Genomic DNA, 21,733 nt, shown 5'->3' on the forward strand with positions numbered 1-21,733 from the left:
CGCAAGTCATGTTGACAGGAAGGTAGTCATCCGTTGACACGGAGGGCTACCTTCTTGTGTTGTGGCGAGCATCCGGGAGCGTCGGCGGGCCGATGGGACGCGCTCGTTCGCAGTCTTGTGGCGCGACCCGGACACCGGGCGGCAGACGTCGCTGACGTACGACGACGAGCGGGATGCTCGCGTGGCGCGCGAGCTGATCGAGGCGGCCGGCGGGCGGGCAGACGAGGCCGCGCGGATCGCCGAGGCGGTGCGGAAGCCGGGGCCGACTGTTGAGGCGGCGATCACGGAGCACATCGACCTGCTCACCGGTGTTGGGGCGGATACGAGGTCGCACTACCGCGGGCAGCTGAGGGCGCACATCGCTCCGCTCCTTGGTGCGCTGCCCGTGTCGGCGGTGACCTACCGGCACGTGGCCGGGTGGGTGCGCACGATGACGGAGAAGGGCCTGTCCCCCAAGACGATCGCCAACGTGCACGGGCTTCTGTCCGCGGCGATGACGACTGCGGTTCGGCTCGGGTACCGGGCCGACAACCCCTGCGTGGGTGTTGAGCTGCCGAAGTCGGTCGCGACGCGCGACGAGATGACGGTGCTGACGCGCGACGAGTTCGGGCTGCTGCTGTCGAAGGTGTCGGCGCACTACCAGCCGCTGGTGCTGACGTTGGTGGCGACCGGGCTGAGGTGGGGCGAGGCGACGGCGCTGACCGCCGGGGACGTGGACCTCTCTGCGCAGCCCGCGACGGTGCGGGTGACGAAGGCGTGGAAGCGCGACGCGGACCGGCACTGGTACGTCGGTCCGCCCAAGACGAAGCGCGCGCGGCGGACGGTGTCGCTGCCCGACGACCTGGTCGACGTGCTGCTACCGCTCGTGGCCGGCAAGGCGCCCGACGAACTGCTGTTCACGAACACCGTCGGCTCGCAGCTCTCGTCGTCGCGCTTCTGGACGACGACGTGGACGCCGGCGCTCGACGCCGCGTGCAACCCACGCCGGGCCGACGGCTCCCGCGATCCCGACGCGCCGCGGCTGACCCAGCGCCCACGCGTGCACGACCTCCGCCACACGCACGCGTCCTGGATGATCGCCGCCGGGACGGACCTGTTCGTCCTCCAGCGCCGGCTCGGCCACGAGTCGATCACCACCACGACGGAGACGTACGCCCACCTGCTCCCCGACCAGCAGCGCGCCGCGGCCGACGCGGCGGGCCGGGCGCTCGCCGGCGTTCTGGGATCGCCGTCGGCCGCCCCACGAGCAACCTGACCGACGCCGCCCGCTGCTGAAGGAGAAGAACCGTGAGGCCGACGATGGACGAGATCGTCAACGACACGCTCTCGCTCTATGAGGACCCTGCGAAGGTGAGGCACCGCGAGGACCTCGGCGGCGCCGCATTCATCGCCCACGGTTGGTACTCGGCAACCCGCGATTGGGCTCGCGGCGCCCTCCTGATGGAGAAAGCCGGTTTGGCCCGCAGTGCCGCTCCCTTGCGCCGGAGCATGATCGAGCATGCCCTCGCCCTGGCGTGGCTCGCGGACGCCCACGAGGACGTCCTCGCTTCCCTCCGCATGGCAGAGCAGGAGCACCTGAAGAAGCTCGACGAGGCCATGGAAGGCGGCGGTTGGTCGGTTCCACCTGGGCTGATCGACGACCTCCTCGACCCCCCAGCTACAGGCTCGCCGGAGAACACGAATCTCCACATCAAGCACCTCACCCAACGGCTCGGGCAACCAAACGTGCTGGTCGCCTGGCTCCACGAGACGGCGACGTGCCACGCCACCCTGAGCAGCGCCAGCCGGTACGTCTCGACCTGGCCTGGTGAGGAGGCGAAGGGCTTGGCCATGGGTGAGGCGGCCGAGTCGGGCAGTGACCAGATCACATTGCTCCTGCTACTCGCTTCCGACGGCTTCAACAACTTCCTCGTCGGGGCTCCGTGGACCGACGAGCTCGCTGGCCTTGAGCGCCTGTTTGCGGAGGCAGTGAGGTCTGGGAAGCGATAGGCGGTGGACACATTAGGTCGCATAGGCGACTATATGTGGATGACGCAGATGACGACGGCCGTTGCGGCTGAGCGGCTAGGTGTCTCCCAGCGCCAGGTGCAGCGCCTCATTGACGCCCGCGAGCTACCCGCGACGCGCACAGCGGGCGATGCGTGGGTCGTCGACGCCCTCGCCGTCAACGCCATGGCCCGCACGCGCCCCGCACGGGGCCGGCCCTGGTCCCCCCCTACTGCGTGGGCGGCGCTGTGGCGCGCCTCCGGGCTCGAGGTCGACTGGCTCGACCGGCGCACGACCAGGCGCCTAGACGACCGGCTTGCGTCCATCGACGCCGAGGAGCTCGTGCACGCGACGCGACGCCGCGCCGTCATCCGTCGCTATCGAGCGAGCGAGTCGTTCCTCGCTGACCTCGACGGGCTCGTCATCCGCACCGGCGCACGTGCGATGGAGCCGTCGCGGTTCGGCATGGAACGGGACCTCGGGCGCGTCGACGGCTACTGCACGAGCGAGGTAGCGACCCGGCTGGCGCGCGACTTCCACCTCGCTGAAGACCCGCGAGGGAATGCCACCCTGCGGGTAGCCGCCGCACCGAGCGCGATCCTTGAGGGCCGCGACGTGATGCCCGTCGCCGTCATCGCGGCCGACCTCGCCGAGTCGCTCGAAGTCCGAGAGCGGTCGGCCGGTCTGCGCGTCCTCGGGGACTTGCTGCGATGACGACACTGCGCGTCACCGCACCGCCTGGCGGATGGGCACCACCGTGGCCCGTCGTCATCGAGATCGCCTCCGTGCTGCCACCAAAGTCGTGGGTGCTCGTCGGCGGGCTCATGGTGCAGTTGCACGCACGAGCAGCCGGCGTCGAAGAGGTCCGCCCGACACATGACGTCGACGCACTCGTCGACGTTATGGCCGTTGGCGTCAGCATGGCCAGGATCACCGCAGCGCTCACCGCCATCGGCTTCGCCGTCGTCGAGCCCGGCTGGCCAGAGTCTCCGGCGCACCGCCTGCGGCGCGATGACGACGTCATCGACGTCCTCGTCGCGGACCACCTGCCGAGGCACGCCCAGCCCCGCCTGCGCCGCCATCCCGTCATGGCGGTCGACGGCGGCGCCCAGGCGCTCGCCCGCACTCAGCAGGCCGTCATTGAGCACGACGGTGGCACCGTCGAGCTGACCGTGCCGGACCTACTCGGTGCTCTCGTGCTCAAGGCAGCCGCGCACATGACGGACCGGCGCGACCGAGAGCGGCACCTCAGGGACGCCGCGCTCCTCGCATCCCTGATCATTGATCACCGAAGCGAGCTCGGACGCCTACGGGGCTCGGATCGCAAGCGCCTACGTCATCTCACCGACGCCCTGGGCGACCCGCTCAATGACGCGTGGCTCCTGCTGCCCGATGACGCGCGCCGGCGCGGCCAGGACACGCTGCGCATCCTCTCCACATAGTCCCCCCGGGCGTTACGATTCGCGTTACATAGCCTGCCGCGCGAGTCGAAGGATGCGCCGATGGACGACGCGACCGCTGGGGACCTGCGTAGTCACTACGACGGCGCAGACACGTCCGCGGAGCTCGAGCGCGCCGAGCTCGACACCACGGCCGTCGCCGAACCGATGGCCGGGATCACAATTCGCCTCTCGGCCGCGACCCTCGACGCCGCACGCGTGCTCGCGAGCGAGAGGGGCCTGAGAGTCACGGCGCTCCTGCGCGAATGGATCGAGGAGCGCGTCGCCGAGCAGGCCGACGACACCCGCGTCGTACCCGTCGCCGCTCTCAAGCGCCTGATCGCCAAGAGCCGGTTCCCAGCGACCTTCGGGCCTGAGGTCGAGGTCGAGGAGGTGGACCTCGACACGACCACCGTCACGGTTCGAGGCGAGCGCTTGACCGAGGAACGGGCGGAGGCCATAGCCCGGGACGTCCTGGCTCGCAGCGAAGACTCCTGAACTGACCCGGACGCGGGCCTGCGCTACGCGAGCGGGAAGGCTATCGCCAAGGCGCGGTGCACACGCTCCGTCATCGCGTCATCGAGCGCTCCTGGCGTCGCCAGCTGCTCCGCGAGCTTCTTCGGCCAGAGGACTCCGACGCCGTCGATGACGAACGACCCGCCGAACAGCGGCCAGTCGGCCTCGACGAAGCAGAGCACCCCACGCACAGGCACGTCCGCCAGCCCGGCTGCTTCCAGCGCGCCGTGCACGAGGTCAACCTGCTTGTGCACGCCTTGGACGAGCTTGGTCTGATCCCTCGTCCCGACCACGAGCATCTCGACGCGGGGACGGAACAGCCCGCCCACCACGCGAAGGTGCGGCCGGCCCTTGTAGCGCTTGGCGTCGATGACGAAGACACCCGCGGCGGACACGGCGATGTGGTCGATGTTGGCCTTGGTTCGCGGGATGCGCCGGTCGTGCAGAACGCGCACCCCCCGTCCGGCCAGGCCGTCGAGACCCTTGCCGAGCAATGCCTCGCCACGAGCGCCCGTTGCCCACGAGTTGGTGCTCTGTGGCTCGTCGGAGATCGCGAGGAGGAACCCGCCGATTCTCGGGTGCGCTGTCCGGACGCGGTCCTCCCGCTTGGCCCTGCGGCGCTCGTACTCGCGCTGCGCGGATGCACCGGCGGAGCCAGCAACGACGCGCTCCAGCTCGGTCGGGCCGATCCCCTGGGCCCCTGTCCCGGCCTGCCCCGCACCCTGCTCAGCCGCAGCCGTCGCTCCTTGTGGAGCAGGCGCGGGCGCGTCCCCGCAGGCGAGGCAGACGACGGTCTTCGATTCGCGCTCGTACACCGCCGTCTCGCCGGCAGGCAAGGCGGCGCCGCACTCGCGGCAGGTTCCGGCGTACCGCAGCCGCATGCGCTTCACGGCGGCGGACGGCGCCTCTCCGGTCTCGCTCACCAACGCACCCGCTACTCGGTCGGTGCGATGACGCCGACCTCTTCCGCCGCCGTCGGCGCGTCACCACCGCCGTCGGGCGTCGGATCGTCCTGTGACGACAGGGCGGTCGAGACGAGCGCCGGCGCGACCTGCGCTTCCTCCGTCGCCAGGGCGTCGGCCTCGGACCGAAGCCGCGGAGGCGCGGCCGCCCATGCCTTCAGCTGCTGGACCACCTCCGCGTAGAAGGTGTCGATCGCGGACAGGACGGAGTCGATGAACGAGCCACGGCCGCGGCCCCGCTTCGTGCCCATCGGCACGGTCATCGCAACGCGGAACGAACGGATCTCCTTGGCCGGGTCGGCGATCAGCAGCGCCGGGTTCTCCCGCACCTTCTTGAGCAGCTCGGCCGCACCAGCACCGCGCTCGTGGGCCGCGTGCGCTTCGATCCGGACGCCGTCGGGCGCGGTCTTGAGCTGGCGGAGCAACCAGTTGACGCGGGTCGTCGGACGGCCTTCGCGGGGCGCGTCGACGTCGATGTGGCACGTCACAGTCCCGGCCCGCAGGTCCGCCGTCACGACGACGTCGCTGACGGTGGCCGGGATCCGAATGGAGCCGCACAGCACGGCATCACGCGCGAGCTCGGTCACCAGCGCCTGCGTCCGGCTCGCCGGGTCCGCCAGCTCCTTGCGGCTGAGCACCGGCGTGACCTCGGTGCCCAGCTTCCGGCCGAGGCTGAGACAGGAGAAGCGGAGGAGCGCGTCGAAACGCGCTGCGACCTCCTTGATGCCCTTGTCGGACGCGCGCAGAGTGCCGGCGCGGACGGCCTCGCGGGTGGTGACCCAGCTCTCACCCATGTCGCTGAACTCCATGGCGCCCGAGCGCGGGTGCTCGAGGTAGCGGATCAGCTCACCGAGGATCCACGCCTGGTCGGGGTCCGCGACGCCGCGGAACTCCTTCTGCATGACCGCTTCGGACAGGATCTTGGTCCACGAGAGATGGTGCAGGGCTACCTTGCGCAGCTTGCGCTTGTCGACCGCCGTCGGGTGCTGGCCGGCGACCGGCGGAATCTCGTTCGAGATCGTCAGCACCGCGTCGTAACCCTCGTCCCGGGCGATGTCCAGGTAGTTCTCAAGCTGCTCGGCCATCAGGACGTTCTCGCCGGTCTTGACCTCCACCAGCGCCGTCCACGACTTCTGCCCGCGAGCCACCCGGATCAGCCCATCCGGGAACAACTTCTTCTCCCCGACGATGAACGGCACCTCGACAAAGGTCTGCAGGTTCCCCGCCGGAGCGCCGAACGGCTTGACGAGCACTCGGCCGAACTCGTGGACAGCCGACATCACGGCCAGCAGCGCCGAGGTCGCCCGCCGCTCCTGCTCATCAGCGCCGTTGATCCCCGACGTCGGGATCAGTCGAGCCTCGTGCCAGGATTCCTCAGCCATCTCAGCCCCTTCGATGAGTACTGCCCGAGGGGGTATCGACCTGCCGTGGCGATTCCATGAGCGACATCACCGTGGACGATCGCGTCATCTCGACCTTCCACTGCTGCCGAGCACGCGCAGTCACTATGCACTTCCTAGTCACGGAGACTAACCTCTGCATGGTGAGTGAGGAACGCGAAGCCCTGCGCCTCATCGCTCGTGCGCCGATGCGGACAGTTCGCGCCCCTGATCTCGCAGGTGTCTACGCGTTCCCCGCCTCCGCTCTCGGCGCCCTCGCCCGCCGCGGCGTCGTGCATCGCCTTGCCCACGGCATCTACTGCGCGGTTCCACCCGAGCACATCGGCGGCACCTGGCGTCCGTCGCTCGAGGCCGCCACCGCCGCCATCGCCACCGCCCTGTACGGCGACCGCATCCCCGTCCTGACCGGCCTCACCGCCGCACGCCTACATCAAGCACTCCCCCGCGCCCTCGGCGTCGGCCACGTCGCCGTGCCCACCCAGCGGAGGCCGATGCGCCTCGCAGACCGCGACGGCGAGATCCGCTTCGTCATGCGCACGGTCGCGAACCTTGACGCGGTCGCAGTGACGACCGAGCTCGGCCAAGCGCTCGTGACCACGCCCGAGCAGACCCTGCTCGACCTCGCACGCGCCGACCCGCGGGCGGAGGACCTCGACACCCAGGAGGCGATCGACGCGTTGCGGCGTCAGTGCGATCCCGCGGTCCTCGAGGACTTGGCCACCCGCCAACGCATGCGCGCTACCCACACCCGCCTCACCGCCGGGCGGTGAGCGACGCCTGGCGGCATCGGGCTCAGAACAGCTGCCCATCACCCTGCACGTGCGGCCGACGCCGATGGGCACGCGCCGACTTCGCCGTCGGGGCGAGCGCCGTCAGGTCCGATGACGCTGCGGCCGGTGGAGCGTCATCGGTGGCGCCGCCCTCGACGGTGTACAGGGCGACGAGGGCGTCGACGTGCTCGGGTAGCAGCCGGATCCTTCCCTTGGCGAGGCGCAGGTGCGGGATCCGCCCGCGGCGCGCCTGCTCGCGCACCCACCACGTCGACATCCCGAGGGTCTTCGCGACCTCCTCGGGGGTCAGAGTCACGTACTCGGTCATCTCCGCACCGCCCTTCTGTTTGCTCCTACCTACAGGTATGCGGAATGGGGGTAGAAGATGTGCGTCATCGGCCGAACATCTGTGGATCACGGGGGTCCTGACGGATCCCGTGGGCATCGCTCGCATCGCCGAAGCGCTGGCGAGCACCCTGCCGGCTGATCCCCAACGCCCGCCCGACCTGCACCCAGCTGGCCCCGTCGACCCGCAGGTGCGCAACCGCGACCTCGACCTCGTCCTCGAGCCCGTCGACCACGCGCCGGGCCTCCGTGCGCGCCGCGGCGAGCTCCTCCAGGCGCGCAAGTGCGTCCGTCACCCGTGCCGCAGCCCGCCAGACGACGTCCTGGTCACGCACGCGGTCGACGACGCCTTCGCTCCTCACCCGAGGCGCCTCCGGTCCCGTGGGGGCACGCGGCCCGACGCCGACCCCGAACGCCGCGCCCGCCGACGGCGCGGGCCTCCCCCGCCGGTCCACCTGCCGACCCGCCCGAACCCGACTCCCCTTGCCCATGACGCCTCCCGATGCGCGCTCCTACCTACCGGTGTGCGGAACGGAGGGAGAAGATGTGGCCTGCCGCGGCAAGAGCCCTTGTCGCGGCAGGGTCGGAGGCTTGCGACTCCTCTTACATCTCGATGCGATCCCGGCGCCAGAAGCGCCACGGATCGTCTCGTACCCCGATACGGTGCGGACCATGAGCCCGCCGACGCCGCCGGACTGGTACCCCGACCCTCAGAACGCATCCTTCGTTCGTTGGTGGGACGGACAGCGTTGGACCGAGCACGTTCAGCAGGCGAGGCCTCACGCGGCTCCGCCGCCGAGCCTGCCGGCGCAGCCGTCATCACCTACGCCCCAGTCGGTCTCACCCGCTCCACCGTCCGTGCCCGTGACTGCCGACACGTCCGAGCCTGCCCGCCGCAAGGTAGGTCTCTTCGGCGCTCGCGCTGCCGCCCGCGACCTGGCGGAGGAGAACGAGCAGCTTCGCGCGACGCTTGCGGAGACCGGCGCCCTTGAGCTCGTCGAGATCCAGCTCAAGACGTCCGATGCGCGCGACGAGCTCGCGCGCCTCAGCGCCGACGTGGTGGCCGCCCAACGCGAACTCGAGGGTCTGCGTCGACAAGCCCTCGACGTCCGCAACGCCATCGACGTCCAGGAGTTCGGTCTCTACGACTTCGAGCATCCCGCGGAGGCCTCAGCGCGGCTCGGCGCAGATCTCTCGGCGGTGCGCGTCGAGATCCGCAACTGCGTCACCGGCAAGCGGGCGACCAGTGCGGTCTCGAACTTCACGTTCAACAACTCGGCGGCCAAGGGTCGACAGTTCATCAGCGAGATGTCGAAGATGATGCTCGCCGCCTACAACGCCGAGGCGGAGAACGCCATCAAGACCGTCAAGGCGGGCGGCCTGAGCACCGCAAAGGCGCGGCTGGAGAAAGCCGCCGAACGCGTCTCGAAGAACGGCCAGATGATCTCGCTGAGCATCACCGGCGAGTATCACCGGCTGCGGATACAGGAGCTTGAGCTCGCCGCGCGACACCTGGCGGCGCTCCAGGCCGAGAAGGAGGTTGAGCGAGCACACCGCGAGGAGCTTCGCGAGGCCAAGCGCGCCGAGGAGGAGCTGCGTCGGGAGCGCGAGAAGTTGGACAAGGAGCGTGAGCACTACGCCAACGCTCTGGCTGCCCTGGAGGCTCGAGGCGACGACACCGGCGCCGCCGAGCTGCGCGCCAAGCTCGAAGAGATCGACAAGTCGATCGCCGACGTTGACTACCGGGCGGCGAACGTCCGCGCCGGCTACGTCTACGTGATCTCCAACCTCGGTTCCATGGGTGAGCGTGTCGTCAAGATCGGCATGACCCGCCGACTGGATCCGATGGACCGCATCCGCGAACTGTCCGACGCATCGGTTCCGTTCAACTTCGACGTGCACGCGCTCTTCTTCTCCGAGGACGCCTATGGGATCGAGGCGATGCTCCACCGCAGCTTCGCCAACCAGCGGGTCAACCGGATCAACCTTCGCCGCGAGTTCTTCTACGCCACACCAGCCGAGGTGCTCGACGCCCTGCGCGAGCACAACGTCGCCGTCGTCGAGTACCGGACGGAGGCGGCGGCCGACGAGTTCCGAGCCTCACGAGAACTATCAGCGGCCCAGACTCCTACCGTGTGAGGTGCCGTCCGGGCCCGGCACACACCCGTCGACTCCCTCGGCGCGCCAGCGGAAACTCCCGTTGTCCAAGCAGAGGCGAAGGGCCCGTGACACTTCTGGCACTCGCGGCAACCGCACTTGCCACCTCTCCCGAGGCCTCTGAAAATGACGTCGGTCTCGCACTCGCCCGGCACGCAGCCGTGACGCGCGACGGTACCTGCTCCGCATCCGGTGGATGTGACGTTGCGGGCCAGCGCACCGACCATCCCCTCGATCACGTCGGTCGCCACCAGATACCCTGGAACCGGGAAGGGACCCCCAAGACCGCTGGCGTCCACAAACCCGTTGCCCGCAGTCTGGCTGACAACGCTGAGCAGCGAAGACGCCTGCCGTTCCGAACTAGCCACACGACGGAAGGGTCCGAATGAACCGGACGGCACTGCTCAACGCTTTCCTGCCGGCGACCGAAATCGACGAGCCTGCACGGTTCTCAGGACGTCGGGCCGAGGTCCAGGAACTGGCAGACACCCTTCGCGTGGACGGATCTGTTCCTCTGATCTATGGACATAGGGGGCTCGGGAAGTCGAGCCTCGCGCGCCAGATGATCCGAATCGCTCAGGGCGATACGGAACTCCTGGATCATCTTGCACTATCCAAGCTCGCTTTTGCAGATGACGAGCGTTGGATCGTCTTCCTTGTGAGGTGCACAAGTACGACAGCCTCGCTAAGCGACCTTCTACAACTAATCATAAATGCCGTCGAAGGCGCAGGAGATGTAGAAGACGCGACCAGGGCGACGGAGTCTGTGCACGGCGAGCGCACAACGCGATTCAAAGCATCGATTAAGCTATTCGAGTTCGAGAATAGCCAAGACTACCGAACGGTAGTGACACGCGAGAGCTACGAAGACCTGAATCTCGAAGAGAAGCTCGTACGCCTGGCCGACCTCGTGTCAACCACATATCAGCACCCTGTACTACTTGTCATCGACGAAGTCGATAGGATTGCGAATACAACGGGCCTAGCGAGCTTCCTGAAGGCGAGTTCATCGCCAACTCTCAAGTTCATGTTGGTGGGCATCGCCGGGAGCCACTCGGAACTCCTCGCCGACCACGAGTCACTCAGTCGGCAACTCGCTCCCGTCGCAGTGCAACAGATGTCCCCGGTGGAACTCGTGACAATCATCGACCAGGCTCAAACGTTCCTACGGCACACCGACATTGCCGTGACGTTTAGCCCAAGGTCCCGCACGCGCCTCGCAAGACTCTCGGCAGGCTTCCCTTGGTTCATCCACGTGCTCGGTCAATCGGCATTGGTTAGCGTAGTCGACGAAGGCCGCGACGAGGTCCTTAGCGCGGACATCTCTGGGGCCCTACAGTCGCTAATAGAAACGAAGTTCGCACAGAAATACGCCGATCAGTACCAGTCCGCCGTCCGTGACTCTCCGCAGCGCGAGATGACCCTCCGCATAATGGCACTATGGGATGCCACAGACATCCCCACCGCAGTAATCTACCCCATGGCGCGGCGTCAAGGCGTTGGGAATCCCTCGATGCACAAGGGGCAACTGTGTAGTCTCATCTACGGTGCCCCGCTATACCAGCCCGTCTTCCAGTCTCGCGGTATGGTTCGCTTCCGAGACGAGATGTTTAAGGTGTACGTGCGTCTCCGGCCTTCGAACTATCTCGATGTCGACCTCCACGCCCAGGAAGAGTACGAGGCTCTGCTGAAGTCGACATGAAGGGCGGCTGCCACTCACCAGGAGCAAACAGGGCGACGCGATAGATCGTCAACGGGCCGATCCGGGCCGCATTCCAGAGGAACGCGACCCGGATCGACGTTGCGGCACGATCCCAATCAGTCGGGCAAGTCGATTGCAGCGGCGTCCGCAAGCGCCTGGAGATACGGCATAGGCAGCCCGGCATCCCTCCAGCAGCTCAACAGCCGACGAGGATGACTAGAGAGTCGCTCGAGCAGCAGGACGCTCTCAGCCTGGCCGAAGAGCAGAAACTGCGGCAGGTAAGCGAGGGCACCGTGCGGGCCATACTCAGCGAAGAGGATCCTGAGGGTCTCGCGCTCGCTCAGCACGAACGCGTCCATGAGGTCGCCATACTGCGACAACTCTTCGTCCGTAAATGCTGGCAGAAGCGGTTCGACAAACCATCTTGAGACGCTGCGATCAGAGGGCGAATGCGCCACCGTAAGGTAGGCCGACTCCGCAATCGCAATCAGTTGCTGTACAGGATCCGCGCGTGCCTCACGTTCGCGGTCGGCCAGCCGCTGGACCTCCTCATCAAATATCTCCACTAGGGCGCCGAGACGGTAAGCCGCGTGCTGCATCTCATCAGGAAGCTCGACCACTGGCTTGTACAACCATCTGTGCGACATGACTGACCACAGGTCCTGGGATGCTGTCCTCATTTGAATCTCGCACTCGCGCACTGCTCCATCGAGAACGAGCGAGACCTGAAGGTGAACCCCGCTGTATCCAAGCCGGTCCGGCGATCCGATGTGCCGTTTGTCCTCACAACGAATTACTCGTTCTCCCAATCCGGAAGCGATTATTCGACAGGCGTCGTCCACGTCCCGCGGCGCCTCGACAATCACTCGCACACCCGCCTTGTCGGTTATCTGCTCCCATGGGTCGCTATAGGCCTTGTCGACGATCTTCTTGTGGAACGAGCGAACATCCTTGGCGCGATGGTCAATCCTGCACTTCATGGCGCCCGCGTCAAGTAGACCCTGCACTTCGGAACCGACCAGCTGTGCGATCTTCTCGTATGTCGCGTGCTCAGACACATACCGGGCCACGACGGCCTCGATGTCGCCTGGCCTAGGCTCACTCATCGGCCGCCCCATTCTCGCCCCTGCTTGAGGCGCGCGGCCGACGTCCTCTCCCTGTCACCTGGCGAATTCTGTCGCGCACCACAATCGTCGCACCGTCGTCGATGGAGTCTCCAAGCACGAGCCGACCGTCCTCGTATGCTTCAGTCGGTGCAGAGACAATTATCCCAGAGTCCGTGTCGATCCGAACCTGGCTAAGTCGATTCTCCACCAAGGTTGTGTCTTTTGTGAACGGCTGAGGCGAGACGCCCTGGCTCTCTAGTGACAGCACAAAGTCGTCTTGCTCATCCGGTGCAATGTACCGCTGGGCAAAGTCACTTGATGACAGGACCCGGTGGGGGCTCTGCATTTCAGCAATGAGCGCAATCGCGTACCTCCCTCGCTTCTGAGGATCGGCCTGCTGGTTCAACCACGACTCAGCTGCTGTATGGAACTTCTCGGTCAGGCGATCGGCCCTCTCGGCGAGCGTGCACCCGAGGAAGTCAAAGAGGAAGTACTGAGCAACGCCAAATCCAGCGGCCTGATTGTCAACGATGAAACCACTCATCGGGGCGTCCGTCGGGCCGTCCAGAAGAAGTGCCACCTTGAAGACGCGCGAACCCTCCGTGAAGAGGAGGTCATGAAGGAGCTGTACATCAAAGGTACGGCTCCCGTCGGCCAGCACCGTCTGCTGCGCGCGTACCCCCAGTTCGTGCTCCAGCTTCGCGATGATCACCGCATGTTGGGCGCCAAAGGTCGAGGCTGCCACAACGATGATCCCGCCGGGACTGATACCCGGCTGTACTTGCTGGAGGTGTTCGGCGATCCGTTGCGACGCCGGGACGAGGCTGCCGGGCGCGGCCAGAATCGCCTGAGCTGCCGCCGGCACTGGTTGAGGAGGGCCTTCCTCGAGAATCGGGCGAGCGTACTGGGCAAGCGCGCGCCGGATCCTGCTCTGGATGTACTCCCTCTGGCCATCGCGGAGCTCCGATGCCACATCGCTCAGGACAAGACCCGCCCCCGGTGAGTTTCTGCCCGAAACCTGGTGGAGGACAACCTGTCCAAGCTGAACCGTTGCGAACCGCATCTGGCCTCCCCGGAGCGCGTACAGCGGAACCCCCATCGACCAAGTCGGATCCTGAATTCTGTCCGCCAAGGAACGAGGCAAGACTCCCACTTCGGGGACCTCGATGGTTGGACGTTGACGGCTCAGTCCATACCGCACCGGGTGGAGTACAGCAGCGGCGCCAGCACACGACCACTCCAAGATCACCTCGACAGGTTGACGCCGTCAACACACCCGCCCAATCCGGGCCGCCATGAGCCAGCGCTTCCGAGGCGTTCCCGCACGTCAGCACCGTGCACCTCCCGGTCCCAACAGCTCCCGAAAGGTTCGATTCCCGCCACCTCCACTGTCCTGTGCTCGCGTTCGCGCGGGTCAGGCGACATCAAGGCCGCCACACCGCTCACCACGGGTCGCGGCCTTCGTGTGTCCGGCTGTTCCCTCGATTCGCACGTGAGCGCCCATGCCCTGGCACGCTCTCTGCGGCAGGCCGCACCATGGCTGGGCTGGGACTTCAGCCCAAGGCAATCGACCTCGATGCTTGACGAACCGCTCGGCGCGCCGCACGGCCCGGGAATCGCACCTGGCCCCGGTGGAGCAGGATGGGTCGATGAGGATCCAGCTCCTGTACTTCGACGAGTGCCCCAGCTGGCAGGTGGCCGACGCGCGGCTGCGCGAGGCTCTTGCCGCCGTGGGCAACACCACGGACGTGGAGCGAGTCCTGGTTACCACCGCCGAGGCGGCCGAGTCGTGGGGCTTCCACGGCTCGCCGTCGGTCCTGGTGGACGGGGAAGACCCGTTCGCCGAGCCTGGCGCGCCGGTGGGCTTGTCGTGCCGGCTGTATCGCACCCCTGCCGGGGTCAGCGGCTCCCCGACAGTCGGGCAGCTGGTCGAGGTGCTCGCCCGCGGCTGATCCGCACCACGTCGACCGCTCGGAGCGAGACGGCATGCTCAATGACGACGAACCGCGAACGGGTTCTGAGCGTCCTTTCGCAAGCAACACGAGCCCTCGACGATGGCGAGCTCGCTCGACGGGCCGCCGTCAGTCCGAGGCAGACGGTGAACCAGGTCTGCAGGCGGCTCGTCGACGGAGGCCTTGTAGCCAGGACCGTCGGGCCCGGCGGCAAGGTCGTCAATGGACTCCGCGTCCGGCCCGCTGCGAGCACGATCGACGACGCCCTGTCCGCCATGCCGCCGGGCCGTTCTACCGAGCAACGAGTCGCCGAACGGCACAGGGCCTCCGAAGCGACCGGTCTGCATCTCTGGGCGGTTCTGCGAGGAGTCCTAGAAGGGGGATGTGACCGAGACGCCGTTGGACTGGGCGGCCTCGGCGAGTCGGTCGTCGTAGGTGACGATCCCTTCGAGGTCGTCACCGAGGCTCAGGGCCGCCGCAAGGTGGACGGCGTCGAGGCTACGCAGGAGCGTCGGATCGAGACGGCCCGCCTCCTCAAAGGTCGCGGTCGTGACCGTCATGAGCGTGATCGAGTCGAGTACCGCCCGTGCCTGCACGACGCGGTCGGGGGCGGCGCGACGCACGGCGCGCAACAACTCGGTCCTCGCGAGATCGCAGGACACCGGCTCACGTTCGGCCGCGGCCAGCCACGCGCGCAGGGCCGCCGTCTCTGCCTCGGAGACGACGAGCTTCACCAGCGCCGAGGTGTCGAGGTAGTGGGCCACGGCTAGTACCTCTCGGCATCTCTCATCGCAGCGAGCTCGTGGGACAGGTTCGGCCCCGCCTCGGGGGCGGGAAGTTCCCCGATGGTGTGACGCGCGGCGCGGGCGCCCCCCGCGTTCAGCAGCTGCTGGAGGCGCGACGACGGGATCGCCGTCAGCTGAGCCACCGGGCGTCCCCTATCGGTGATCGTGACAGTCTCCCCGGCGACGGCGTGGGCGACGACGGCCGAGGCGTTCTGCTTCAGCGCACGAATCCCTACCTGTGTCATGTGCTTCACTGTAGTACATCAGGGCTGAAGGTGGCATCGTCGTGCAACAAGGTCCAGGCCGACCGAGGGCTCATGCGACCGGGCCACTGTTGACGCCGTCAACAGATCCCGCCTCGAGCACCACCCAGAACCTTCCACGTTCCGACGTCACCGCAGGTCACCGGCTCGACCCAACACGTCCACACGCCACCAGACAGGTTCGATTCCCGCCACCTCCACCCGTTGGATCCCGTCGGATGCCGTTGCGTCCGACGGGATCTGTTCGTTGACGGCCTCAGACCCGTTGCGACCCGAGGGCGAGCCGAGTACCCAGGACGCGCGCCGCACCCTCCCTGGAACAGTGACAGAGCCGGTACGACACATGACCGCCTGGGGGCGTGGTCGCGCTGACCGCCGCCCGTCTGGACGCCGTTGCGCACGCCTGGGCGGTCAGTCGACCACCGCCCAGAACCCGTTCTCCCCCCCAGCTTGCTTCGACGCGTGACCCTTCCTCCAGTTGCAGCACGCTGCAGCCCGCAACTCCGTGCGGCCCGACGTCGTCGGGCTTCGGCAAGTAGCAGGCCGCCCACTCACCGGGAGCAACGGGCAGGTCGAACCGCCCGCCGGGCGCCGAGCGGTTGCCACGCACCTCCGGACCCGAGGACGTCGGCCTCTTGGATCGTTGCGGTCGGCTCTGTGGCCACCCTCCGGGTACGCACCGAGGAGGTCCCAGGTCGCGTCGGAGGCCGGCAGCGCGACCATCCAGCCCTCCTCGATCGCGTCCGGTGGAAAGCCGGTGTCGTCGAAGGCCCGCATCCGGCCCCCGGCCTCGTCGTTCGCGCAGGCACCCAGCGCGCCCACGCACGCCACGAGCACGACGACGAGCGCGCAGACCCTCACTCGACTGGTCACTCGCATGCGCCCCCGTTAAGCCGGAACCACGTCGGAACAGCAGCCGCCTCGCCGAACGGTTTGGCGCCGGCGAACCCGATGGTGATCTCCTGACCCGCCAGGATACCGGCGTTCCAGGACAGGTTCGTGGCCGTGACCGTCGCGCCCTCCGTGGTCATGGTGGAGCTCCAGTGGTGTGCCACGGATTGCCCGGCCGGCATCTCCCACTCAAGGTCCCACCCGTCGATGGGGTCGGTGCCGATGTTCCGGATCCAGATCTGGGAGGTGAAGCCGGTCGGCCAGTCCCCGTGCACGGTGTAGCGCACGGCGCAGGTCGGCGACTCCTCCACCGGCGGCTCGGCGACCCGCCGGACCGTCAGGATGACGTCGCCGACGCCGCCTGGCTTGCGCTGTCACCCACGGTGGCGGTGATGTGGTGGGTGCCCTCTCCCCGTCCGTGCGTAGCCGAGGCGCACGTAGAGCTGTTCGCCGTCGCCGTTGGTGTCACCGACCGCGACGACGACCTGGTTGCGCCCACGTCCGACGACGCGAGCCTCTGCGGCCTGCATCAGCAGGGTCCCGACTCCTTGCCCAAGAGACTCGGCACGCACCTGCAGGTGGTTGATCTCGACGGCGCCGGGGAACGCCGCCCGAGCGGACCGGCCTACGCAGCCGCCCCACTGGACCATGCAGGAGCCCAACGGCTCCCCGCCCTGCTACGCCACCAGGTAGGTGGCCCGGCCTTCGCGGTGCTGGGCGTAGTGCGCCTCGTGGACCTCCCCCGTCGTCGGCCAGCGAGATCTGAGCGCGTCGAGGTCCTCGTCCGTGCAGGGTCGGATCTCCACCCGCTCATCCAACATGACGGGGACCACGGGCCAGTCCGGCTGCCATAGTGGCGCCGTGAGTCTCGAGCTGCGTGCCCTGCGCGCCGACGACGCAGGCGGCGCCAGGGCGGCTCACGCCGAACTCGCGGCCGAGGACTTCGCGTTCCTCCCCTTCTTCGACGCCGAAGAGGCGTGGGACGCATACCTCGCCCGGATCACACGCCTGAGCCGCGGCGAGGACCTCCCACCGGGAATCGTGCCGTGGACCGACCTGTACGGCGTCGTCGACGGCGTGGTCGTGGGACGCGTGTCGGTGCGTCACCGGTTGACCGAGTCGCTCGAGCGCGTCGGCGGGCACATCGGCTACGGAGTGCGCCCCGCGTACCGCAGGCGCGGATACGCCACGGCCCTCCTTGGCGCCGGGCCCGCCGTGGCTCGCGAACACGGGATCGACCCGGCGCTGGTGATGTGCGACGACAACAACACCGGCTCAGCAACGGTCATCGAGCGCTGCGGCGGAATGCTGGAGAACGTGGCGGACGTCGCCGACGGCAGACCCAAGCGGCGCTACTGGGTGCCCACGCGATGACCCGCGGCGGGTCGATCCGACCGCGGTCCGGTGCGTCGGCCGCGTCAGGCGGCACGATGGGTTCATGGACGGCTTGACCCGGCTCACCGACGGCGTCGTCGTGCTCCGGCCCCTGGACCTCGGGGACATCGCCGAGCACCTCGCCGGCGAGGACGAGGAACTCGTTCGCTGGCTCAACGGCGGACCCGGCACCCACGAGACGGTCGAGGCGCATGTCCGGGCTTGCATGGCCGCGTGGCAGGCAGGCGGGCCGACGATCACGTTCGGCATCTGCGCCGGGGTCCCCGAGCGCCTCGTGGGGACGGTGGACGCGCACCTCGAGCTCGCTGGGCTGGAGCCCGGTCAAGCGAACATCGCCTACGGGCTCTATCCCGAGGCCAGAGGCCGTGGCCTGGCATCCCGCGCGGTTGCGCTGATGTGCACCTTCTTGGCCACCCGGCACGGTGTTCGCGAGGCGATCATCCGCACCGAGCCAGCCAATGCGGCGTCCGTCGCGGTCGCTCTCAGGACTGGCTTCCGTTTGGCTCGACGCGGCGGCGAGGGCGAGCTCAACTGGTACGTCCGCGACCTCGCAGGGGCGTCGGCTCCGATTGCCCCGTACAGCGCCGGGAATGGTGACTAGAATTCGGGTCATGACGACCACTACGTCGCTGGCCAACGTCAAGGCCCACCTGTCCGCGATCGTCGGATCCGTGCACGACACCCACGAGCGGGTTGTCATCACGCGCAACGGTGAGCCGGCCGCAGTCCTGGTCTCCCCCGACGACCTCGCCTCGTTGGAGGAGACCCTGGACATCCTGTCCGACAAGGCGCTGATGGCACAGGTCGCACGGGCCAGGGCTGAGATCGACGCCGGCGAGACCGTCGAGCTGCCTGCGCTGCATCGCGCGTGACCTACCGCATCCGCTGGGCGTCACCGGCGCGGCGCGCGATCGAGAACACCCTGCCGGAGTCCGTCGCCACAGCCGTCTGGGAGCTCGCCAACGGAGCACTCTCCGAGAACCCGCAACGGGTCGGCAAGCGCCTGGCGCGAGAGCTTGCCGGGTACTGGTCAGCTCGCCGCGGCCAGTACAGAGTCATCTACGCCATCGACGACGAGACAACCACCGTCACCATCATGACCGTCGACCACCGCCGCGACGTCTACCACTGACAACGCCGGAGAACGCACCGTTGACGGCGTCAACGAGCCCAGCCAACCAGACCCGCCAGAACCCGAGCCGTCCCGGCATCACCGCAGGTCACCGCCGTGACCTGTGACGTCACGACCCCCTCCGGCAGGTTCGACTCCCGTCACCTCCACCGTCCTGTGCCTGCGTTCGCGCGGGTCAGGTGACATCAAGGCCGTCGTCCACTCGCCATGGACGGCGGCCTTCGTGTCTCTGCACCACCGGCCCAGGAGACGTTGTCTGGTCTTCGGGCGCGCCACACACCCACGCATGATCGCGAAGTGAAGGTGAGCATGGTGAATCCGAGCTGGTGGTCGGTCCGGTCTGCTGGTGGAGCGGGTGCGCGGCGTAGTCGGCCAGACCAATCACCGCTGCACGGGCGGCCCCGGAGCGTCCCGCACAGCGCGACCGGCGCGTCAGAACAGACCTGCCTGGATGGCATACGAGGCGGCACCGGTGCGTGAGGTCTGGCCGAGCTTGGTGAGGATGTTGGCGACGTGACGGTGCACCGTGTGCTCGCTGAGGACGAGCGACGCCGCGATCTCGTGGTTGCTCATCCCCTGCGACACCAGCCGCAGCACCTCGCGCTCCCGGGCCGAGAGCGGACCACCCGCCGGCATGCCGGCGGCATCAGCTAGCCGACGGGCACGCGCCAGGTCGTCGCCGGCGGACAGCTCGTCCAGGACCTCCGTCGCGAGCGCGAGATGACGCCGGGCCGCGGACCGATCGCCCGTCGCGAGAAGCGCCTCCGCGAGAGCGAGCCGGGTGTGGGCCTCGTCGAAGCGCAGGTCCGCGGCGCTGAACCTCCGCACCGCCTCGGTCAGCAGGGAAACAGCGGCATCCGGTGGTGCCACGGCGGCATCAGCCGCCGAGGCGGTGGCCATCAGCGAGGGGGTGCCGGTCAGCTCCGCCGTCTGGCGCAACTCGGCCGCGAGGAGCCGCGCGGCATCTTCGTGGCCGGCGGCCTGCGCGACGAGAACGGCGGGCAGGAGCACGTCTGCGCGGGCCAGGCGACTGTCCTTCGGCAGCCACTCCAGGAGGCCCCGGATCGTCGTCCAGGCGGCCGCCGGGTCGCCGCCGGACATCTGCATCCGCGCGCGCCCCGCGATCGCGGCCGGGTGGAACTCGGCCTGCGCGAAGAGGGCCTCTGCCTCGTCGAGCCGACCCTGGCGGCGCCGCAGCTCGCCCAGTTGCACCACCGCTTCGAGCCGGGAAGCGCGGCGCGACGCCGAGAGCCGGTCGAGAACCCCGGTCAGCTCCTGTTCGGCCTCACGCCACGACCCTCGCGCCACCTGTACCGACGCATACTGGATGCGGCACACGTTGAAGAGGGGTGCGAGGTCACGTTCGGTGCAGATGGCCTCCACCCGGCGGCACCAGTCCGCCGCTCGCGTCACGTCCTTGTTCTGGTTGCAGGCCACGATGAGCCAGCAGCAGACCTTCCCCATCCACATCGGGTCCGGCACGTCACCCGACGTCGCCGCGGCCACCGAGGCATCCAGGCGCGCCATGCCCCCCTGGATGTCTCCGGCGCACGTCATGGCAAGACCCTGCAGGGCCAGACCGACGACCTCGAGGTCTCCCAGGCCGAGCCGTCTCGCGACGGCCGACGCTCGCTCTCCGGCCAGCAACGCGCGGACGGGGTCGTGGCCGACCTCTATGGCGAGCTCGGCCTCCCGGACTGCGTGCCAGCCGTGCTCGGCCGACTCGTCGAGCTCCTCGAGGAGCGCCCCCGCCCGCCCCCACCAGCCGAGGGCAACGGACTCACCGTGACCGAAGAGCAGGGAGTCCCACGCGAGGGCGGTGGCGGCCCGCGCCGCACCGAGCGAGTCGCCGAGCTCCCGATGACGTCGGTACGCCGTCTCGCGTGCTCCCACGCACGCGTCACCGTCGTCGAGCCACCAGGCGACCTGGGCCAACCCCTCGTAGGCGAGAGGATCCTCGGTCTCCTCGGCGACAGCCCGGAACGCGGTCCGGGCGAGGTGCCACGAACCCGCGTCGAGTGCTGACTGCGCCGACACCATGGAAGTCATTCCTCAGTATGGTCGTCCCCACACCAGGCGGGCGGGCGCCCGAGGCGCCCGCCCGATCCGGCACGGCGAGGGGTGGACGGGTCAAACGCCCACGCCCGCCGCCAGGGCCTTGACGTCCGCGGTGGTGAGTGGGTTGCCGGCGATCCCCCAGCTGCCGCTCCGGACCTCCTCGACCACGCACCACGTGACCGGACGCATGTTCTCGCCTTCGATGCCCACCATGGCGTCGGTGAGGCTCCGGACGATCTGCTGCTTCTGGTCGTCGGTGAAGACGTTCTCGATGACCTTGACCTGGATGAACGGCATGTCGATCTCCTTCTGTCCTGGGCTCCGCCGCTTGCGGAGCTCCTGGAGCAACTCTCGGTTCCAGGGGCAGGTCCCCGCGTCGGCAGAACCGGCCATCTCTGCCCGACGGGTCACTGGCCCGAACGGGCCAGCGCTGACCCGCGGCAGCGCAGGGTTCACCCACGTGCTCAGCACTGACCGGTCGCGCGACTCGAGGTCCTCGTCGGCGCATGCCCGCGTGAGGCCCTGCGAGAATTTCGGCGCCGGCCTGTGACGGGGTCCTGCAGGACTACTCGAATAGATCGCTGACCAGCACCTTGACGACTCCGGGGAAGACCCCACGTTGTGATCGGCCGCAAGGCTGGTCACTCCCGCTCGACGATGACCAACTCGCTCGACGGGCGGGCACAACGGCCCGGTATGCCGGGAACCTGCGGTCCTGCGCCGGGCAGGCACATCTCGACCGCCTCGCATCACCCACGACCCCTGCCGCTTCAGCGCGCTGTTGACCGCGTCGATGCTGCAACGACCGGACCGACTAGAACGGCCGAGTCGGGACGGAGTCCCGACTCCGAGGTCGCCCACGCCCGTTGACGCG

Annotated in this window: 26 protein-coding genes; 13 read left to right on the forward strand and 13 right to left on the reverse strand. The window is 68.3% G+C overall.

What is annotated here, in order from left to right; all coding sequences use genetic code 11:
• Positions 1 to 61 precede the first annotated feature (61 nt).
• Genes K415_RS0121040 through K415_RS0121060 form a run of 5 tightly spaced genes read left to right on the forward strand, consistent with a single transcriptional unit; the run spans position 62 to position 3,923 of the window.
• Positions 62 to 1,255, forward strand: a complete 1,194-nt coding sequence (locus tag K415_RS0121040) for a site-specific integrase (RefSeq protein WP_024288992.1) — start codon at positions 62 to 64, stop codon at positions 1,253 to 1,255.
• Positions 1,256 to 1,287: 32 nt separating this feature from the next.
• Positions 1,288 to 1,989 (forward strand): hypothetical protein, encoded by a 702-nt coding sequence (locus K415_RS0121045; protein WP_024288993.1) that lies wholly within the window; start codon positions 1,288 to 1,290, stop codon positions 1,987 to 1,989.
• A 39-nt stretch (positions 1,990 to 2,028) separates the two neighbouring features.
• Positions 2,029 to 2,700: a helix-turn-helix domain-containing protein gene (locus tag K415_RS0121050; protein WP_024288994.1), complete on the forward strand. Its 672-nt coding sequence runs from the start codon at positions 2,029 to 2,031 to the stop codon at positions 2,698 to 2,700.
• A complete protein-coding gene (locus K415_RS0121055; RefSeq protein ID WP_024288995.1) occupies positions 2,697 to 3,428 on the forward strand; it encodes a nucleotidyl transferase AbiEii/AbiGii toxin family protein in 732 nt (243 codons plus the stop codon). Before K415_RS0121050 ends, K415_RS0121055 begins: the two co-directional genes overlap by 4 nt.
• Before the next feature lie 60 nt (positions 3,429 to 3,488).
• On the forward strand, positions 3,489 to 3,923 hold the full coding sequence (locus tag K415_RS0121060; RefSeq protein WP_024288996.1) for a hypothetical protein: 435 nt from the start codon (positions 3,489 to 3,491) through the stop codon (positions 3,921 to 3,923).
• Between the two features lie 23 nt (positions 3,924 to 3,946).
• Here K415_RS0121060 and K415_RS0121065 read toward each other — a convergent pair whose 3' ends face one another.
• On the reverse strand, positions 3,947 to 4,864 hold the full coding sequence (locus tag K415_RS0121065; protein WP_231494950.1) for a nuclease-related domain-containing protein: 918 nt from the start codon (positions 4,862 to 4,864) through the stop codon (positions 3,947 to 3,949).
• Positions 4,865 to 4,875: 11 nt separating this feature from the next.
• On the reverse strand, positions 4,876 to 6,285 hold the full coding sequence (locus K415_RS0121070) for a hypothetical protein (protein WP_024288998.1): 1,410 nt from the start codon (positions 6,283 to 6,285) through the stop codon (positions 4,876 to 4,878).
• A gap of 161 nt (positions 6,286 to 6,446) precedes the next feature.
• On the opposite strand from K415_RS0121070, the gene K415_RS0121075 reads away from it, so the two are divergent.
• A complete protein-coding gene (locus tag K415_RS0121075; RefSeq protein ID WP_197024766.1) occupies positions 6,447 to 7,073 on the forward strand; it encodes a type IV toxin-antitoxin system AbiEi family antitoxin in 627 nt (208 codons plus the stop codon).
• 22 nt (positions 7,074 to 7,095) lie between these two features.
• Here the strand turns inward: K415_RS0121075 and K415_RS22300 are convergent, their stop codons facing one another.
• Together K415_RS22300 and K415_RS0121085 are read right to left on the reverse strand one after the other, a co-directional pair.
• A complete protein-coding gene (locus K415_RS22300) occupies positions 7,096 to 7,401 on the reverse strand; it encodes a helix-turn-helix domain-containing protein (protein ID WP_024289000.1) in 306 nt (101 codons plus the stop codon).
• A 64-nt stretch (positions 7,402 to 7,465) separates the two neighbouring features.
• Positions 7,466 to 7,780 carry a hypothetical protein gene (locus K415_RS0121085; RefSeq protein ID WP_024289001.1) on the reverse strand — a complete coding sequence of 105 codons (315 nt, stop codon included), beginning with the start codon at positions 7,778 to 7,780 and terminating at the stop codon, positions 7,466 to 7,468.
• 310 nt (positions 7,781 to 8,090) lie between these two features.
• Here K415_RS0121085 and K415_RS0121090 point away from each other — a divergent pair, with 310 nt between their 5' ends.
• Together K415_RS0121090 and K415_RS23690 are read left to right on the forward strand one after the other, a co-directional pair.
• Entirely contained in the window at positions 8,091 to 9,557 is a 1,467-nt protein-coding gene (locus tag K415_RS0121090; protein WP_029664309.1) for a DUF4041 domain-containing protein, read from the forward strand.
• Positions 9,558 to 9,960: 403 nt separating this feature from the next.
• Positions 9,961 to 11,277 carry an ATP-binding protein gene (locus tag K415_RS23690; RefSeq protein ID WP_081785138.1) on the forward strand — a complete coding sequence of 439 codons (1,317 nt, stop codon included), beginning with the start codon at positions 9,961 to 9,963 and terminating at the stop codon, positions 11,275 to 11,277.
• Positions 11,278 to 11,393: 116 nt separating this feature from the next.
• On the opposite strand, the gene K415_RS0121105 is transcribed toward K415_RS23690, so the two are convergent.
• Both K415_RS0121105 and K415_RS0121110 read right to left on the reverse strand, forming a co-directional pair.
• Positions 11,394 to 12,383, reverse strand: a complete 990-nt coding sequence (locus tag K415_RS0121105; RefSeq protein ID WP_197024767.1) for a GTP pyrophosphokinase family protein — start codon at positions 12,381 to 12,383, stop codon at positions 11,394 to 11,396.
• On the reverse strand, positions 12,376 to 13,482 hold the full coding sequence (locus K415_RS0121110) for a nucleoid-associated protein (protein WP_024289005.1): 1,107 nt from the start codon (positions 13,480 to 13,482) through the stop codon (positions 12,376 to 12,378). The genes K415_RS0121105 and K415_RS0121110 overlap by 8 nt, the downstream gene beginning before the upstream one ends.
• Before the next feature lie 550 nt (positions 13,483 to 14,032).
• Between K415_RS0121110 and K415_RS0121115 the strand changes: the two genes are divergently transcribed.
• A complete protein-coding gene (locus K415_RS0121115; protein WP_024289006.1) occupies positions 14,033 to 14,335 on the forward strand; it encodes a hypothetical protein in 303 nt (100 codons plus the stop codon).
• 371 nt (positions 14,336 to 14,706) lie between these two features.
• Here the strand turns inward: K415_RS0121115 and K415_RS0121120 are convergent, their stop codons facing one another.
• The 5 genes from K415_RS0121120 to K415_RS24960 all read right to left on the reverse strand — a co-directional run bounded on the left by K415_RS0121120 (position 14,707) and on the right by K415_RS24960 (position 17,080).
• Positions 14,707 to 15,099, reverse strand: a complete 393-nt coding sequence (locus tag K415_RS0121120) for a type II toxin-antitoxin system VapC family toxin (RefSeq protein ID WP_024289007.1) — start codon at positions 15,097 to 15,099, stop codon at positions 14,707 to 14,709.
• 2 nt (positions 15,100 to 15,101) lie between these two features.
• Positions 15,102 to 15,365, reverse strand: coding sequence for a type II toxin-antitoxin system Phd/YefM family antitoxin (locus K415_RS0121125; RefSeq protein ID WP_024289008.1), 264 nt, complete (start codon positions 15,363 to 15,365; stop codon positions 15,102 to 15,104).
• Positions 15,366 to 16,252: 887 nt separating this feature from the next.
• Entirely contained in the window at positions 16,253 to 16,585 is a 333-nt protein-coding gene (locus tag K415_RS0121130; RefSeq protein ID WP_024289009.1) for a cellulose binding domain-containing protein, read from the reverse strand.
• A gap of 63 nt (positions 16,586 to 16,648) precedes the next feature.
• Entirely contained in the window at positions 16,649 to 16,936 is a 288-nt protein-coding gene (locus K415_RS25215; protein ID WP_369795265.1) for a GNAT family N-acetyltransferase, read from the reverse strand.
• 15 nt (positions 16,937 to 16,951) lie between these two features.
• Positions 16,952 to 17,080, reverse strand: coding sequence for a hypothetical protein (locus K415_RS24960; protein WP_255347171.1), 129 nt, complete (start codon positions 17,078 to 17,080; stop codon positions 16,952 to 16,954).
• A 55-nt stretch (positions 17,081 to 17,135) separates the two neighbouring features.
• On the opposite strand from K415_RS24960, the gene K415_RS0121140 reads away from it, so the two are divergent.
• The 4 genes from K415_RS0121140 (at position 17,136) to K415_RS0121155 (ending at position 18,801) form a co-directional block, all read left to right on the forward strand.
• A complete protein-coding gene (locus K415_RS0121140) occupies positions 17,136 to 17,648 on the forward strand; it encodes a GNAT family N-acetyltransferase (protein ID WP_024289010.1) in 513 nt (170 codons plus the stop codon).
• A 64-nt stretch (positions 17,649 to 17,712) separates the two neighbouring features.
• Complete coding sequence (locus K415_RS0121145; protein ID WP_024289011.1) at positions 17,713 to 18,270, forward strand: GNAT family N-acetyltransferase; 558 nt, start codon at positions 17,713 to 17,715, stop codon at positions 18,268 to 18,270.
• 10 nt (positions 18,271 to 18,280) lie between these two features.
• The gene (locus K415_RS0121150; protein WP_024285079.1) at positions 18,281 to 18,541 is read left to right on the forward strand and encodes a type II toxin-antitoxin system Phd/YefM family antitoxin; all 261 of its coding nucleotides are present in this window, start codon (positions 18,281 to 18,283) and stop codon (positions 18,539 to 18,541) included.
• Positions 18,538 to 18,801, forward strand: coding sequence for a type II toxin-antitoxin system RelE/ParE family toxin (locus tag K415_RS0121155; RefSeq protein ID WP_024285080.1), 264 nt, complete (start codon positions 18,538 to 18,540; stop codon positions 18,799 to 18,801). Before K415_RS0121150 ends, K415_RS0121155 begins: the two co-directional genes overlap by 4 nt.
• Before the next feature lie 432 nt (positions 18,802 to 19,233).
• On the opposite strand, the gene K415_RS0121160 is transcribed toward K415_RS0121155, so the two are convergent.
• Both K415_RS0121160 and K415_RS0121165 read right to left on the reverse strand, forming a co-directional pair.
• Entirely contained in the window at positions 19,234 to 20,850 is a 1,617-nt protein-coding gene (locus K415_RS0121160) for a LuxR family transcriptional regulator (RefSeq protein ID WP_024289012.1), read from the reverse strand.
• A gap of 81 nt (positions 20,851 to 20,931) precedes the next feature.
• Positions 20,932 to 21,156, reverse strand: coding sequence for a tautomerase family protein (locus K415_RS0121165; protein ID WP_024285081.1), 225 nt, complete (start codon positions 21,154 to 21,156; stop codon positions 20,932 to 20,934).
• Between the last annotated feature and the right edge of the window lie 577 nt (positions 21,157 to 21,733).

Source organism: Cellulomonas sp. KRMCY2 (assembly GCF_000526515.1).
Classification (GTDB): domain Bacteria; phylum Actinomycetota; class Actinomycetes; order Actinomycetales; family Cellulomonadaceae; genus Actinotalea.